Annotated in this window: 11 protein-coding genes and 1 tRNA gene; 7 read left to right on the forward strand and 5 right to left on the reverse strand. The window is 71.8% G+C overall.

Going from position 1 to position 14,179, the window contains the following annotated elements:
• Nucleotides 1–70 precede the first annotated feature (70 nt).
• Nucleotides 71–1,582: a histidine kinase gene (locus tag ABZ793_RS07015; RefSeq protein ID WP_357453122.1), complete on the forward strand. Its 1,512-nt coding sequence runs from the start codon at nt 71–73 to the stop codon at nt 1,580–1,582.
• Nucleotides 1,583–1,730: 148 nt separating this feature from the next.
• Here the strand turns inward: ABZ793_RS07015 and ABZ793_RS07020 are convergent, their stop codons facing one another.
• Both ABZ793_RS07020 and ABZ793_RS07025 read right to left on the reverse strand, forming a co-directional pair.
• Entirely contained in the window at nt 1,731–2,558 is an 828-nt protein-coding gene (locus tag ABZ793_RS07020; RefSeq protein ID WP_357453125.1) for an ABC transporter permease, read from the reverse strand.
• Nucleotides 2,555–3,493 (reverse strand): ATP-binding cassette domain-containing protein, encoded by a 939-nt coding sequence (locus ABZ793_RS07025; RefSeq protein ID WP_357453129.1) that lies wholly within the window; start codon nt 3,491–3,493, stop codon nt 2,555–2,557. Before ABZ793_RS07025 ends, ABZ793_RS07020 begins: the two co-directional genes overlap by 4 nt.
• A 279-nt stretch (nt 3,494–3,772) precedes the next feature.
• Here ABZ793_RS07025 and ABZ793_RS07030 point away from each other — a divergent pair, with 279 nt between their 5' ends.
• From ABZ793_RS07030 to ABZ793_RS07040, 3 genes are all read left to right on the forward strand, one after another.
• On the forward strand, nt 3,773–5,062 hold the full coding sequence (locus ABZ793_RS07030) for a lipase (RefSeq protein ID WP_357453131.1): 1,290 nt from the start codon (nt 3,773–3,775) through the stop codon (nt 5,060–5,062).
• A gap of 460 nt (nt 5,063–5,522) precedes the next feature.
• Nucleotides 5,523–6,251, forward strand: a complete 729-nt coding sequence (locus tag ABZ793_RS07035; protein WP_357453196.1) for an ABC transporter ATP-binding protein — start codon at nt 5,523–5,525, stop codon at nt 6,249–6,251.
• Complete coding sequence (locus ABZ793_RS07040) at nt 6,245–8,737, forward strand: FtsX-like permease family protein (RefSeq protein ID WP_357453133.1); 2,493 nt, start codon at nt 6,245–6,247, stop codon at nt 8,735–8,737. The genes ABZ793_RS07035 and ABZ793_RS07040 overlap by 7 nt, the downstream gene beginning before the upstream one ends.
• Nucleotides 8,738–8,947: 210 nt before the next feature.
• Here the strand turns inward: ABZ793_RS07040 and ABZ793_RS07045 are convergent, their stop codons facing one another.
• Nucleotides 8,948–9,712 (reverse strand): aminoglycoside phosphotransferase family protein, encoded by a 765-nt coding sequence (locus tag ABZ793_RS07045; RefSeq protein WP_357453199.1) that lies wholly within the window; start codon nt 9,710–9,712, stop codon nt 8,948–8,950.
• A gap of 276 nt (nt 9,713–9,988) precedes the next feature.
• On the opposite strand from ABZ793_RS07045, the gene ABZ793_RS07050 reads away from it, so the two are divergent.
• From ABZ793_RS07050 to ABZ793_RS07060, 3 genes are all read left to right on the forward strand, one after another.
• Nucleotides 9,989–10,540, forward strand: a complete 552-nt coding sequence (locus ABZ793_RS07050) for a sigma-70 family RNA polymerase sigma factor (RefSeq protein WP_357453136.1) — start codon at nt 9,989–9,991, stop codon at nt 10,538–10,540.
• 23 nt (nt 10,541–10,563) lie between these two features.
• Entirely contained in the window at nt 10,564–11,112 is a 549-nt protein-coding gene (locus tag ABZ793_RS07055; RefSeq protein ID WP_357453139.1) for a hypothetical protein, read from the forward strand.
• A gap of 419 nt (nt 11,113–11,531) precedes the next feature.
• Nucleotides 11,532–11,604: transfer RNA gene (locus ABZ793_RS07060), tRNA-Arg, on the forward strand.
• A 460-nt stretch (nt 11,605–12,064) separates the two neighbouring features.
• On the opposite strand, the gene ABZ793_RS07065 is transcribed toward ABZ793_RS07060, so the two are convergent.
• Nucleotides 12,065–13,093: a hypothetical protein gene (locus tag ABZ793_RS07065; RefSeq protein ID WP_357453142.1), complete on the reverse strand. Its 1,029-nt coding sequence runs from the start codon at nt 13,091–13,093 to the stop codon at nt 12,065–12,067.
• Between the two features lie 379 nt (nt 13,094–13,472).
• On the reverse strand, nt 13,473–14,179 hold a 707-nt coding region (locus ABZ793_RS07070; protein WP_357453145.1), incomplete at its 5' end, for a transposase.

The following is a 14,179-nucleotide window of genomic DNA, read 5'->3' on the forward strand; positions in this document are numbered from 1 at the left end:
CCGCTCCGGCGGGTCGCCCTCCGGCGGGTGGGCCGGGTACGCGCGACGACGCCGGCCAGGGGGATCGTGGGTGGAGGCCCTGTCCGACGTGTCGCTCTGGGCGGTCCTGTCGGCGCCGATCGCCTGGGACCTGGTCGTCGCCCCGACCGGCCCGTACGCCGGCTGGCGGCTGGCGGGCTCGCTCCTGCTGATGGCCCTCGCGGTCGTGGTCAGCCGGCACCACCCGACGGTCTCCCTGCTCATCGTCGTGGTGCCGACCGCGTTCGAGGGCAACTTCGTGTTCGCCATTCCGGTGATGAGCTACCTGGTGGGTCTGCGGATGCCCCGGGCCCGGCCGGCCGCGTACACGTTCGCCGCGATCGCGGCGGGCGGGACCGCGCTGACGGCCGGCGTCCTCGGCTCGGGCGTGACCACCTGGTTCTTCCTCACCACCACCCTGCTCTTCGTCGGGGTGTTCCCCTGGCTGGTCGGCCGCTACCGCCGCCAGCAACGGGCGCTCGTCCACGCCGGCTGGGAACACGCCGACCTGCTCGAACGGCAGCAGCGCGCCGCCGCCGAGCGGGTCCGGATGCGGGAGCGGACCCGCATCGCGCAGGACATGCACGACTCCCTGGGCCACGACCTGGCCCTGATCGCGTTGCAGGCCGGCGGGCTGGAGCTGGCCACCGATCTCGACGAGCGGCACCGGCGGGCGGCGGGGGAGCTGCGTGCCAGCGTCACCGCCGCGACCGAGCAGCTCGCCCAGATCATCGGCGTGCTCCGCGAGGACGGCGCGCCGGCTCCGACCCGGCCGGCCGCCGAAGGTGTCGCCGACCTTGTGGGGCGGGCCCGCGACGCCGGGATGCCGGTCCGGCTCAGCTGGGACGGGCCCGACACGCCGGCACCGCCGATGGTCGAGCGGGCGGTGTACCGGGTGGTCCAGGAGGCGCTGACCAACGCCACCCGGCACGCGCCGGGCGCCGCCGTGACCGTCGTGCTGACCCGCTCGGCCGAGCAGACGGTGGTGAGCGTGGTCAACGAGCCGCCGCCGGGCGATCTGCTGCCCGGCGTGTCCTCGACGGGTTCCGGCCTGCTGGGCCTGCGGGAGCGGGTACGGCTGGCCGGTGGTGCGCTGAGCGCCGGGCCACGAGGCGGCGGTTTCGAGGTCACCGCCCGCCTGCCCCACGCCGCCGGTGCCGCGTCGGTCGACGCCGACGAGGGCGTACGTCCGGCCCGGCCGGCGTCGGCGACCAGGTTGCGTGAGGCGCGGCGGCGGGTGCGGCGCAGCCTCGTGGTCGCGGTGACCGCCCCGGTGGTGGTCGCCGGCGTGCTGTCACTGGCCTACTACCCGTTCGCCACCTTCGACGCGGTCCTCGCTCCGGCGGACTTCGACCGGATGCGGATCGGTCAGTACCGCACCGAACTGCGGGGCCTGCTGCCGGACCGTCAGGTCGTCGAACGGCCGGACCCGGCGGACTGGCCGCTTCCCCCGGGCGCCTCCTGCGAGTTCTACACCGACGGCAACTTCCCCCTCGGCCAGGCCGCCTACCGGCTCTGCTTCGTCGAGGGTCGGCTGCTGACCAAGGACCGGATGTCCGACTGACGGCGGCCGGCGACGACCCGGAGCACGATCTTCGCCCGGCTCGGCGGGCGGAACCGGGTGCAGTCCGCGATCGTCGCGTACGACGCCGGCCTGGTGGACGACGCCGGTGGCGGCGGTCCGCGTCGGACCGCCGCCACCGGGCCCCGGATCAGGCGTCCCGGGACCGCAGCACCGCGTAACCGGCGAGCATCGCGGCGAGGGCCCACGCGGCGAGCAGGGCGAGGCCGGCCGCCGGCGGGTACGGATCGGCGTCGCCGCTCATGAAGTGGTGTCCGGCCACCCCCGGCAGCCCGTCGACGAGCCGGTTGACGAACTCGATGTCGAGGGCGCCGAGCGCGATCGGTACCACCATGAGAATCATGAACACGGTGGTCAGCGTGCCGACCGCGCTGCGCAGCGCCGTCCCGAGCCCGAGGGTGAAGACGCTGATCAACGACAGGTACGCGGCCACCGCCAGCACGTCGCCGACGGTTTCCGCCGCCCGGAACCGGCCCCACTCACCGAGCACCGGGTCGGCGACGGCAGAGCCCAGCGCGGCGAGCAGCGCGCCCACGACGAACGTGACCACGGCGACCACGGCGGTCTTGGCCAGCAGCAGTCGGCCCCGTGACGGGGTCCACTGCAGTGTGCTCCGGATCGTGCCGGTCGCGTACTCGGCGGTGATCACCAGCATCGCCAGCGCGAGCACCGTGAACTGCGCCAGGAGGACGGAGCTGATCGCGACGGTGCCGACACCGACCACCCCCGGGTCGTCGGCGGGGTCGGAGTTGGTGTTCTCGTTGACCACGTAGATGGCCTCCTGCCCGGCCGCCGCCGCCATCAGCAGGGCACTGGCGAGCAGGTTCCACCAGACCGAGCGCACCGACCAGAGCTTGGTCCACTCGCTGGCGACAGCACCGGTCAGGCCGCCGCCGGTCGGGTCGCCGCGCCGGGCCGACCGGTCGGCGGCGGGCAGGGTTGTCGTGGCCGTCGTCATCTCCGCGCCCCCGATCGGGTGGTCGCCAGCGCGCCGTACTCGACGTCGTCGGCGGTCAGTTCCATGTACGCCTCCTCCAGTGACGCCTCGCGCACGCTCAACTCGTGCAGGCGTACGCCGATCTCGTGCGCCAGGTCGCCGACCTGCTCGACGCCGGCGCCGGTGACGACGAGCGCGCCGGCCGTCTCCTGCTCGACCGCGACGCCCGCCGCGACGAGCCGGCGCCGCAGTTCGGCCAGGCCGGCCGGTTGTGGGCTGCGCACCAGCACCGCCGTCGACGAACTGCCCCCGATGACCTCGGCCACCGGGGCGTCGGCGATGAGCCGGCCCTTGCCGACCACCACGAGTTGGTCGGCGGTGAGCTGCATCTCGCTCATCAGGTGGCTGGAGACGAAGACGGTCCGTCCCTCGGCGGCCAGGGACCGCATGAGCTGGCGGACCCAGCGCACCCCGTCCGGGTCGAGTCCGTTGACCGGCTCGTCGAACATCAGCACCCCGGGGTCGCCGAGCAGGGCGCCGGCGATGCCGAGGCGCTGGCCCATGCCGAGGGAGTACGCACCGGCCCGCTTGCCGGCGACGGTGGTCAGGCCCACCGTGGCGAGCACCTCGTCCACGCGTCGGGTGGGGATGCCGTTGCTGCGGGCCATCGCCAGCAGGTGGTTGCGTGCGCTCCGCCCCGGGTGCACCGCCTTGGCGTCGAGCAGCGCACCGACCTCGCGCAGCGGATGCCGCAGGGTCGCGTACCGCCGGCCGCCGATGAGCGCCTCGCCGGCGGTGGGCCGGTCCAGACCGACGATCATGCGCATCGTGGTGGACTTCCCCGCCCCGTTCGGGCCGAGGAAGCCGGTGACCCGGCCCGGGGCGAGGTCCAGGGTCAGGTTGTCGACGGCTGTCGTCGCGCCGAAGCGTTTCGTCAACCCGCGTAATGTGATCATCGTTCTCCCGGTGAAGGTGCCATCTCGGCGTCGACGCTAGGAATCGGCCGCGCGCGACACAGCCGCCGATCGGCATCAGCCGGCCCTGACGAAAGTCAGGACCCGGGTGCGCCCGCCGTGGAGAAAGCGCGGGGCCGAACCGGTGGCCCGTGACCGGCCGACCTGCCGTCCACTGTGGTTCTCCCCGGCCCGAGGCCCGCCGTCCCTGAGATTTCTCAGGGGCGACATGGTTACTTCCGGCAGATGCCGTCGACGGGCGCCCCGGGCGAGCCTTGCCGCATGCGAACGATTTCTCGACGATGGCTGTTGGGCGGCGTCGCGGTCGCGGTGTCGGTGGCGATGGTGCCGACCGCGCCGGCGGCTCTCGCCCTGGCCGCACCGGACCCGAAAGCAGGCGCGGCCCCGCCGCCCGCGACGAGCGCGCCGCTGCGGTTGCGTCTTCCCGCACCGACCGGCCCGCACCCCGTCGCCGCCACCGAACTGCATCTGGTCGACCACGGCCGGCCCGATCCGTGGGTGGCCGCCAAGCCGCGAGAACTCATGGTCACCGTCTGGTACCCGGCTCGCCCGGCGGGCGGCGAACCACTCGCGCCGTACCTGCCGCCGCTGGCCGCGCAGCGGTACGGCGAGAATCTCGCCGGCACCCTCGGCATCCCCGCCGGGCAGGTCGACTGGGCCGGCATCACCACCCATGCCCGTGCCGGCGCGCCCGCCCGCGCCAGGCGCGGAGGATTCCCGGTGGTCGTGTACTCGCCCGGCGGCGAGCGGCCCCGCGCGGAGGGCACGGTCCTCGTCGGGGAACTGGCCAGCCGGGGCTACGTCGTGGTGACGGTCGACCACACGTACGAGGCGCCGGTCGTCGAGTTCCCCGGCGGACGCGTGGAGACGCAGCGTCTACCCGACCTGGAACCCGGCGACCTCATGCGCGCACAGATCCGCACCCGGATCCAGGACACCCGGTTCGTCCTCGACCAGCTCGCCGTCCTCGCCGGCGGCGGCAACCCCGACGCCGGCAGGCGCCCGCTTCCGCGCGGCCTCGGCGCCGCGCTGGACCTGTCCCGCGCGGGCATGTTCGGCCACTCGGCCGGTGGCTTCACCACTGCCGAGGCGATGCTCGCCGACCGTCGGTTGGACGCGGGAGCGGACCTGGACGGCAGCATGGCGTACGGCAGGGACGACCTCGGCGACGTGGCCGAGCACGGGCTGGATCGCCCGTTCCTGCTGATGGGCGCCGGTCTCGTCGGCGGCAGGCCGTACACCCATCTGGACGCCCCGGACTGGCGGTCGTTCTGGGCGAACTCGACCGGCTGGAAGCTCGACCTGTACGTCCCCGAGGGCCAGCACTTCACCTTCACCGACCATCAGGTGCTGCTGCCGCAGCTCGACGCGGCGTTCCCGCTGCCGGAGGGACTCGTCGCCGGCCTGATCGGCACCGTCGACCCGGGCCGGATCGTCACCTCCCAACGCGCCTACCTCACCGCCTTCTTCGACCAGCATCTCCGCCAGCGACCCCGGGCGCTGCTCGACCGTCCGTCGCCGAGGCACCCCGACGTCACCTTCGTCCGCTGACCAACCGTCGAGGACGCCGCCGGCCCGTCAGGGCGGGCCGGCGGGCGTCGTCGGGCCCTACGCCCCAGCGCCTGCCGGGCGGGAACGGCGCTGTCCGTCGTCGCGCGGGACGTTGCGGCACCACCACGAGCCCGTAGTTGTAGTTGGCCATCTGAATCGTGGGCTGTCGTCACGGGTGACGGTCGGCTGGGAACTGGGCGGCGCTGCCTGCCGCCGCTGACCCTGCCGGTAAGGCCGCTCGCAGGCTGTGCCAGCCTGCGGACCCTCAGTTCTCGATGCTGCCGGCGCATGGTCGATTCCTCCCCGGTTCGCTGGCCGGGCGGCCAGGCGTGCGCCGGGGATAGGGCTGGCCGTACCTCGAAAGACTCCGGGCAGCCTCACTGCGGCGGGCTGAAACGCGGGCTTTGCTGGAGCCATGCAGAAAGATCGCGGGGTCGCCCGGAATCCGGGCGGCGGTGACATGATCCGGTTGGATGGCGTCAGCAAGCGGTACGGGTCGGGCACCGCCAAGGTGACGGCGCTGGACGAGGTGACGGTAAGTTTCGCCAGCGGCACCCTCACCGCCGTCATGGGCCCGTCCGGCTCCGGCAAGAGCACGTTGCTGCAGTGCGCGGCCGGGCTGGACCGGCCGACGGCCGGCAAGGTCCGGCTGGGGGACAACGACCTCGGCCTGATGTCCGAGACCGAACTGACTCTGCTGCGTCGCGATCGGATCGGCTTCGTCTTCCAGTCTTTCAACCTGCTCCCGTCGTTGACCGTCGAGCAGAACGTGGCACTGCCGCTGCGGCTGGCCGGCCGTCGACCGAGCCGGTCGGAAATCCGGGCGGTGCTGGCCGGCGTCGGGCTGGCCGATCGGCACCGGCACCGACCCGCCGAGTTGTCCGGCGGGCAGCAGCAGCGGGTGGCGATCGCGCGGGCGATCGTCACCCGGCCGCAGGTGCTGTTCGCCGACGAGCCGACCGGCGCGCTGGACTCGGCAACCGGCCGGGACGTCCTGCGGCTGCTGCGGGAGCTGGTCGATCGGGACGGGCAGACGATGGTGATGGTGACCCACGACCCGATCGCCGCCGCGTACGCCGACCGGGTGGTCTTTCTGGCGGACGGCCGCCTCGCCGACGAGTTGGCGCAGCCCGACGCCCGGTCGGTCGTCGAGCGGATGGCCGGGCTGGAAACGGCCGTCGCATGCTGACCCTCTCCCTTCAGACGCTCAAGGCGAGGTGGACCACGTTCGTCGGGTCGTTCCTGGCCCTCGCTCTCGGGGTGTGCCTGCTGACCATCACCGGTCTCAGCCTGGCGGCGACCCTCGGACGCGATCAGGCAACCGACTGGTACGCCAACGCCGACCTGGTCGTCACCGGCAGCGACACGGTGACGGTCACCTACGGCGCCGGCGACGCGGCGGTCCAGGAGACGACAACGACAGCCGACGCGGCCCCGGTACCGGCCGACATCCCGGCTCGCATCGCCGCCATGGGCGGGGTCGACGAGGTGGTGGTCGACCGTCGGGTCCCGGTGCACGTGGACGGCTGGGACGGCTACGCCCGACCCTGGTCCAGCGCCGCGATGCACCCGTACTCCCTCCTTGCCGGCGGTCCACCGACAAGCGGCGAACACGTCGTGCTGGGCAGCGCGGCCTCCGCGTCGCCCGGGGAGCGCATCGTCGTGCAGACCCCCGCCGGTCCCCGCGCGATGACCGTCGCGGGCGTGGTGGACGACGACGCAGGCGCGATCTATCTCAGCGACGACACGGTCAACGAGTTGGCCGGCGGTCGCATCGAGGCCGTGGCGATCCGGATGGCCGACGGCGCCAGGGCGGCTGACCTGGCGCAGCGGATCTCCCGGCCCGGCCTGCGGGTGCTGACGGGAGACGCCCGATCCCTCGCGGAACCCGACCGCCACGGCGACAAGCTCGCTTTCGCCTCCTCGCTCCTCGGCTCCACCACCGGCGTGGCCGCGTTCGTCTCGGTCTTCGTCGTGGCCGGGACGTTCTCGTTCGCAGTCGTGCAGCGCCGGCGGGAGTTCGCCCTGCTGCGGACCGCCGGGGCCACGCCTCGGCAACTGCGGCGCCTGGTGCTCGGCGAGGCGCTGGCGGTGGGCGTGCTGGCGTCGGCCACCGGCGGCGCGCTGGGGACCGTCGTGGCGGCACCGTTCGCCTCCTGGCTCGCCCGGGTCGGCCTCGCGCCACCCGGCTTCACCGCGCGGCCCGTGTGGTGGCCATTGGTTGCGGCGATGGGCGTGGGACTGCTCGTCGCCCTGACCGGGGCCATGGTTGCCGCGCGGCGGGCGGCGCGGGTTCGGCCCCTCGACGCGATGCGGGAGGCAGCAGTCGATCGGCGGGTGATGACCGTCGGACGGTGGATCTTCGGGCTGCTGAGCCTTGCCGGTGCCGGAGCCCTGCTGGCGGCCGTGCCCGCCAGCGGACCCGACGGGCTGGGCCTGCTCCTGGTCGATGCGCAGCTCGCGCTGATCGCCGCGGCGTTGCTGGCCCCGGTGCTCGTTCCACTGTTCGTCCGGGTGGTCGGCTGGCCGCTGGCGGGCAGCACCGGGCAGCTTGCCCGCTGCAACGCCCTCGCCGCCAAGCGTCGCACGGCGTCGACGGCCACGCCGATACTGGTCACCATCGGTCTCGCCGCCACCACCCTGGCGGCTACCGCGACCCTGTGGGAGACACAGCAGCGGTCGGCCCAGGACCGCATCACCGCCGCCACGGTGGTCACCCCCGCCAGCTCCGCCGGAATCGGGGAGGCCACGGTGACGGCCCTCGGGCAGCAGCCCGGGGTACGCGCCGCCGTTCCCGTCCGGAGTGCGGAGGCGTACGTCCGACGCGGTGACCAGATCGAGGGTCTTCCGGCGATGTACGTCGGCGCCGGCGTGACCGAAGTGCTGAACCTGCCCACCCTCGCCGGTTCGGTCGATGCCGTCCACCAGTACGGTGGCGCCGACGGCAAGCCCGTGCCGGTGGCGGTGAGCCGGTCCGCGAAGTGGTCGCTCGACGACGTCGTCTCGATCTGGCTGGCTGACGGCACACCCGTCCGGCTGCGGGTGGCGGCGGTGCTCGACGATTCGCTCGACCTGGACCGGACGCTGCTACTGCCCTGGGACCTCGGCCGGCAGCACGGCCCTCGCCGTGGCGCAGACGCGGTGTATCTCGCGCGCGACTCCACAGTGACCCACGGCGACGCCGCGCTCGACCGGGTCGCCACCGCAGGCGGCTCCACGATCGTCCCCGTGGCCGACCACGTGTCGGCGGCCCACGCCGAACAGGACCGCATGAACCGCCACGCCCTCCTGGCGCTGCTCGGCATGGCACTGCTCTGCGCCACGATCTCCATCGCGAACACACTGATCATGGCGGCCGCCGATCGGAGGCGAGAATTCGCCCTGCTCCGGCTGGCCGGCGCCACGCCGCGGCAACTGCTGCGGACTGTCGCCACCGAGGCGACGCTGATCGCGGTTGCGGCAACCGCTCTGGCCGGGACACTGGCGGCCGGCACGCTCGTCGGTCTGCGGGCCACGCTGGTCCCGCTGACCCCGCACCCGCAGATCGTCGTGCCATGGGCAACCATCGGCGCGATCACCGCCGTCTGCCTCGGCGTCGCCGTCCTCGCCAGCTTGGCACCCGCCGCGCTGGCGCTGCGGACACCGGCCGCCCGGCTCGCCGCAGCGCGAGAATGAACCGGGTGTTCGAGCTGTTCCGGCCTGGGCCGACGGGGGTCCGGACGAAACCCTGCCAGAAGACGGGCAAAACAAGGTCAACAGGTCAAACCCCACCCTTGACCGGCTCCCCTCCTTCATGGATGACACAGAGGAGAGCCATGATCGGACGGCACGGCACCGCGGCACGCGGCAGATCGCGCACACTCGTGGTAGGCGGGCTCGTGCGCCTCACATCCGGGATTTCAACACGTCGACCTCGCAGCCTGGCGCGGCCGGGTCGAAGCCGTGGTCCACCAGCCAGCGGATCGCCAGCAGGCTTCGCATAGACCACCACGCACGGATGACGTCGAGGTCGACGTCGGTGCCGTAGCCGGCGACGACGTCACCGAGGTGCTCCTCGTGCCCGAGCGTCAGGATGGCGAGGTCGTACAGGGCGTCGCCCTGGCCCGCCTCGGACCAGTCGAGAACGCCGGTGATCTCGTCTTGGTCGACGAACACGTGGGCGCTCTGCAGGTCGCCGTGCATGAACACCGGAGTCCACGGCCGAAGCGCGGCCTCGGCAACCCGGCGGTTGCGGGTGACCAGGTCGGCGGGAAGGAGGCCGTTCGTGACGAGCCACCGGCATTCACCGTCGAGGCGCGACGCCAGGTCGTCGAGGCGGCGACCGCGCCATGGCGGCAACGGCGCGTCGTGCAGCATCCGTGCGGCGGCACCGGCCGCGGCCCACGCCGCCGGCGACGCGGTCGACGGTTCGCCGAGGCGGCCGAGTGCCCTCCCGGGGAGCGCGGCGAGCGCGAGTACGGGCGGCTTGCGCCACAGGATCTCCGGAGTGGGGGTCGGCGCCATGGTCATCGCCTCGACCTCGACGTCGGTGCGGGTCTGATCGGCGTCGATCTTCAGGAACACGTCGCCGACGCGCAGGGTCGCGCGCTCGTGATGGGCGACGACCACCTCGACCTCTTCCACGTCGGCAAGTGTCGCGGAGATGACCATCGACGTCACCGGCTTTCCGCATGGCGAGGCCGGTACGGGCGCCGGGGTGACCACTCACGTGCCGCCGTCAGCTGACGGCGCTGGACAAGGAGTCGCTCAACGCGATCGGGCGGGCGCTCGGGCGGCCGGCCTCGACGATCAAGCGCGAAATCGACGACCACGCCAGGGACATTCTTCTCGTGGCGTGGCGCAGGCTGGCTACGGTACCGACGGCGCCACTGCCGTGGTTGCTCGGCGTGCCAGGCAACCGTGACGGCGGTGCAGATGATTTTCTTCATGCGAGTTCGGGCCGGAGGTAAGTGGGCCGAGGGGCTCAGGCGTGTACGGGACGTGGGACACGAGCAAGCACAGTTCGCAGAGTTCTATCGGGTCCACCGGGCCGCCTGCGCGCGGGCGGTAGTGGCCAGCACGGGCGACCGTGAGGGCGCTGAGGACCTGGTGGCAGAGGCGTTCACCAGGGCCTGGATGTCCTGGCGGAAGGTCAGCCGGCACCCGGCTCCCCAGGCGTGGGTGGTGCGTACCGCCCTGAACGTGCGGGTGTCGGCCTGGCGGTGCCGCCGCCGCGAGGTCGCCCTGGCTGACGGGCACGACGTGGCGGTCGGCCAGGACGCCGGGGGCGTGGACGCGGCGCTGATGGCGGCGCTGCGACGGCTGCCTGCCCGCCAGCGAGAGGTGGTCGCGCTGCGGGCGTTCCTGGACCTGGACACCGAGACCACCGCTCAGGTGCTCGGCATCGCTGCGGGAACTGTCACCGCTCACCTGTCCCGGGCCGTCGCGACGCTGCGCGGCCAGCTGGTACCCGCCGAGACTCAGGAGATCAAGCAGTGAGAGACCAAGACGTACTGCGTGCGGTGGCGGACGGCCTGTCCGGCCTGGACATGGATCGGCCGGCGGAGGACATCATCGCCGCGGGCAATACGCGGCGCCGACGGCGGCTGGCCGCAGTGACCGCGGCCGGGGTGATGCTCGCCGGGCTGGCCTTGGCCGTGCCGGCGCTCACCGGCTCGGGCCCCGCCTCGCCGCCGTCCGCGGAGCGGCCGGCCAGCATGGCTCCGACGCAGCTGGTCGCCTTCTCCGTGGCCAGCAAGCCCGACGGGACGGTGCTACTCACCCTGTCGAAGAAGCAGGTCGCCGACCCGGACGCGGTTCGAAAGGCGCTGTCCGAAGCCGGCGTGCCGGCGGAAGTCAGGGTCGGCTCAACCTGCTACTCCGTGCCCCCGCCCCGACCTAATGATCGGATCTTCCCCTCGCATAGCGAGGCGGATGCGGACACTCTTCTGGTGATCAACCCGTCGGCCATTCCGAAGGGCGCGGTGGTGAGCATCGGGTACAAGGACTCCCATGGCCCGGTCTCGTTCGGCCTGGCCTGGAAGAACCGGATGACCTGCAGCAACATGTGATCATCCTGGCCGCCGTACCCCCTCGTCGAGCAGCTCCGGCGGCAGCGAGCCGCACGACAGAGATCGCACACCCACCACCGCTGAAGACGCTCATCGGCGTGCGGTGCGGACCGCTCAGGTCCGCACCGCACGCGCCAGGTCTGCGCGCCCGAAATCCGGCGTGTTCCGTCGGGAACGAGGAATCAACACGCGTCGCCGAACCGAAACAGTGGGGCCCCCTGCGGCAGGGCCATTGCTCTCCAGCGGATGCCGAGCCGGGTCAACCCGTGCCAACGCGGGTCACCGCAGCCGACCGCCGGTCGCAAACCCGGGTCGTGTGCTCGGGGTGTGGTCCTGGGCTGGGAGAACGGGGGTGGGTGAACGTGGGCCACTCCCTGCCACCCCAGGTGAACGCCCCGGTCGCTAGACTAGGCCCTCGCGCCCTCGTAGCTCAGGGGATAGAGCAACGGTTTCCTAAACCGTGTGTCGCAGGTTCGAATCCTGCCGGGGGCACCTCGAAGATCAGCAATAACGCCATCTGAGCAGCGGATACGTCACCGCGTTGATCACTCGACCTGTGCGGTGGTGTGCGGCCCGGAGCCGCTGTTTGTCGCTGTCCACGGACTATTCACGGATTGATCTTGGCCCGTGATGTGAGGCGTTCTTGCAGCTCGCAGCCTGCACCCGGGCACTGCTACATCAGTCTTCCGGGGGAAAGCGCGGACGGAGCCTCGCTGCTGCCAGGTGGCCTCCCGTGCGATTCACCTGCGATAAGGGGCGGCCATTAGTGGGGATCCGGGGTCAACCAGGGGCGGACCGGACAGGCGGGATTTCGGTGCGCGACGCAGAAGCGCCGACCGGCGTTTCCGCTGGTCGGCGCTTCAGGAGTCCGGCGAAATGCTATGTGGCCAGGGGCGGGGCCAAACCCTCTACCTTCCGATTTCAGCGGAAGGTCCGATGGGCTGCCCGTAGGTTAGGCCAGTTGTCGGGCGCGGGTGGCGGTGACCGTCGCGGTGCCGCTGTTGGACAGGCCGGAGATCAGGTACGCCCGGTAGGTGCCGTCCGGCAGCACGGTCCACAGGTCCGGGGTGCCGTCGGCGTTGATGTCGGCGGCCTGCAGCGTGCTGATCGCGACGCCGGTGTTCCAGTTCGCCGCCACCTGGTACTGGGTGTGGGTCAGCGTGCCGGTGCCGTCGCCGTTGTCGACCATGGTTACTCCGGTCCACAGGTACAGGTCACCGGTGCCTGCGTTGCGCAGGAAGAGCGCGATCCCCGAGGCGGTCTCGGTGCTGGCGAGGCTCCAGTTCTGCCAGTCGGTCCCGCCGGTCGGCGTGGGGTTGGTCAGGCCGGTGACGCCGTAGTAGAGGCCCGGCGCGAAGTAGTTGGGGTGGTAGCCGAGTCGGTAGCCGTTGCTGGCGTCACCGGCGATGCCGAGCAGGTCCGGGATGCCGGTGTCGACGCCGTCAGCCTGGAACGCATTCACCAGTTGCAGCGGGATGTTGCCGTTGGCATCGATCAGATTGTCGGACAAGATCGAGAACTGGTTGCCGCTGATCGCCGGGTTGGTCATCGTGCCGTCCCCAGTGCCGCGGATGACGCCACCGTTACCGGCGGAATTTCCGGTCGGGTAGTAGCACAGGAAGTCCTGGCGGTCGACGCCGGTGAAGCGCCCAGTGATGACCTGGGCGCCATCGAAGTCGGCTGGGGAGTTGTTGCCGGTGACACCGTTGCCGCGCAGGCCGATGTTGCTGGCCGGGGTCTGCACCTCGCCGGTGCCGACGCCGGTCTTGTGGGACTTGACGCCGAGCGCGGACCAGACGCCGGAGCCGAGACCGGTGCCCGGACCGCCGGCAGCGACCAGGTCGGGCACCCCGTCGCCGTTGAGGTCCTTGTCGACCGGTCCGGTGGTGACGGTGGGCGTGGGTTTCGGCGCGGCCTGGGCTGGCAGGGCCGGGGCGAGCGCGGTCAGCGCGAGCGCCACGGGCGCGGTCCAGGCGAGCATGCGACGGGTACTGAAGGATTTCGTCAAGGTTGCCCCCGTCCTGTACGTGGTTGCCGCTCGGACGGTACTGGACGACGGCAACTGCCACGACCCCGTTTCGTCGGGCTTCGGGTCCATGTAGGAGTTGGCTGTACAGCCATTGGTGCGGCCGAGCCGGCCGACAGCAGTCTTGATCTTTGCAGGGCAGGGGTCGACTACTTGTACCTGCGCGCTTGCGGGGCCCCGCCCTGCGGGCGGCCTCGGGCGGTCCGCAGCGCCTCATGTCAGGTCACGGACCATTCACGGACTGGTCTTGACCAGGTGGCCCGAAGGATGAATCGTCGGTGCAGGCCAGCGGCCCGCCCCCGGCCGGCCGTACTCCGTTCCTAATACTCCAACGTCACTTTGCCCGTCTGCGCTGGTAGTGGGATCGTCGGGCTCGGGCTTGGGATGTTCGTCGCCAGGTTGACCAGTGCAGGGTGTGCGCTGGTGATAGCGGTGCGGTGAGGACGAAGGCGTTGAGGAGCCGGCGGATCTCAGCGACGGTCAGCGCGATGATCTCCGGGTCGGCGTCGGGTTGCTCGACGGTGATGGCGGCGAGGATGGTCAGGACGGCCAGGGCGAGCATGGCCAGCGTGATGAAGCGGTGCCAGCCGGTCCAGCTACGGACCTGGTAGTGGTCCAGGCCGGCCTGGCCTTTCCCGGTCTGGAACAACTCCTCGATGCCCCAGCGGGATCCGGCGACGGTCACGAGGGTGTGCAGCGGCACCGGGCGAGGTGACCAGCACAGGTAGAAGGCCAGCTTGCCGGTGCTGCGGTTACGGCGGATGATCAACCACCGATGCTCATCAGGGTGTGTGGCAATGGTGATCCAGGCCCACAGGTAGTCGCGGGGACCTTTTGCTCCCGGCCCGCAACTGTGCAACTGCCATTCCCGGGTGGGGATCCGGTCGGCGAGGTCGTCGACGCGCACGAGGGTGCGGCCGTCGTTGACGTGCACGCGTCGATCGCAGCCGACGGCCAGGACGTAGCCGATCCCGCGCAGCTCGAGGTCATCGCGTAGGCCGGGGTCGGCGCCGTAGACCTCGTCGCCGGTCACCCATCCTG

It is taken from the genome of Micromonospora sp. NPDC047465, from assembly GCF_040643125.1.
Taxonomy (GTDB): domain Bacteria; phylum Actinomycetota; class Actinomycetes; order Mycobacteriales; family Micromonosporaceae; genus Micromonospora.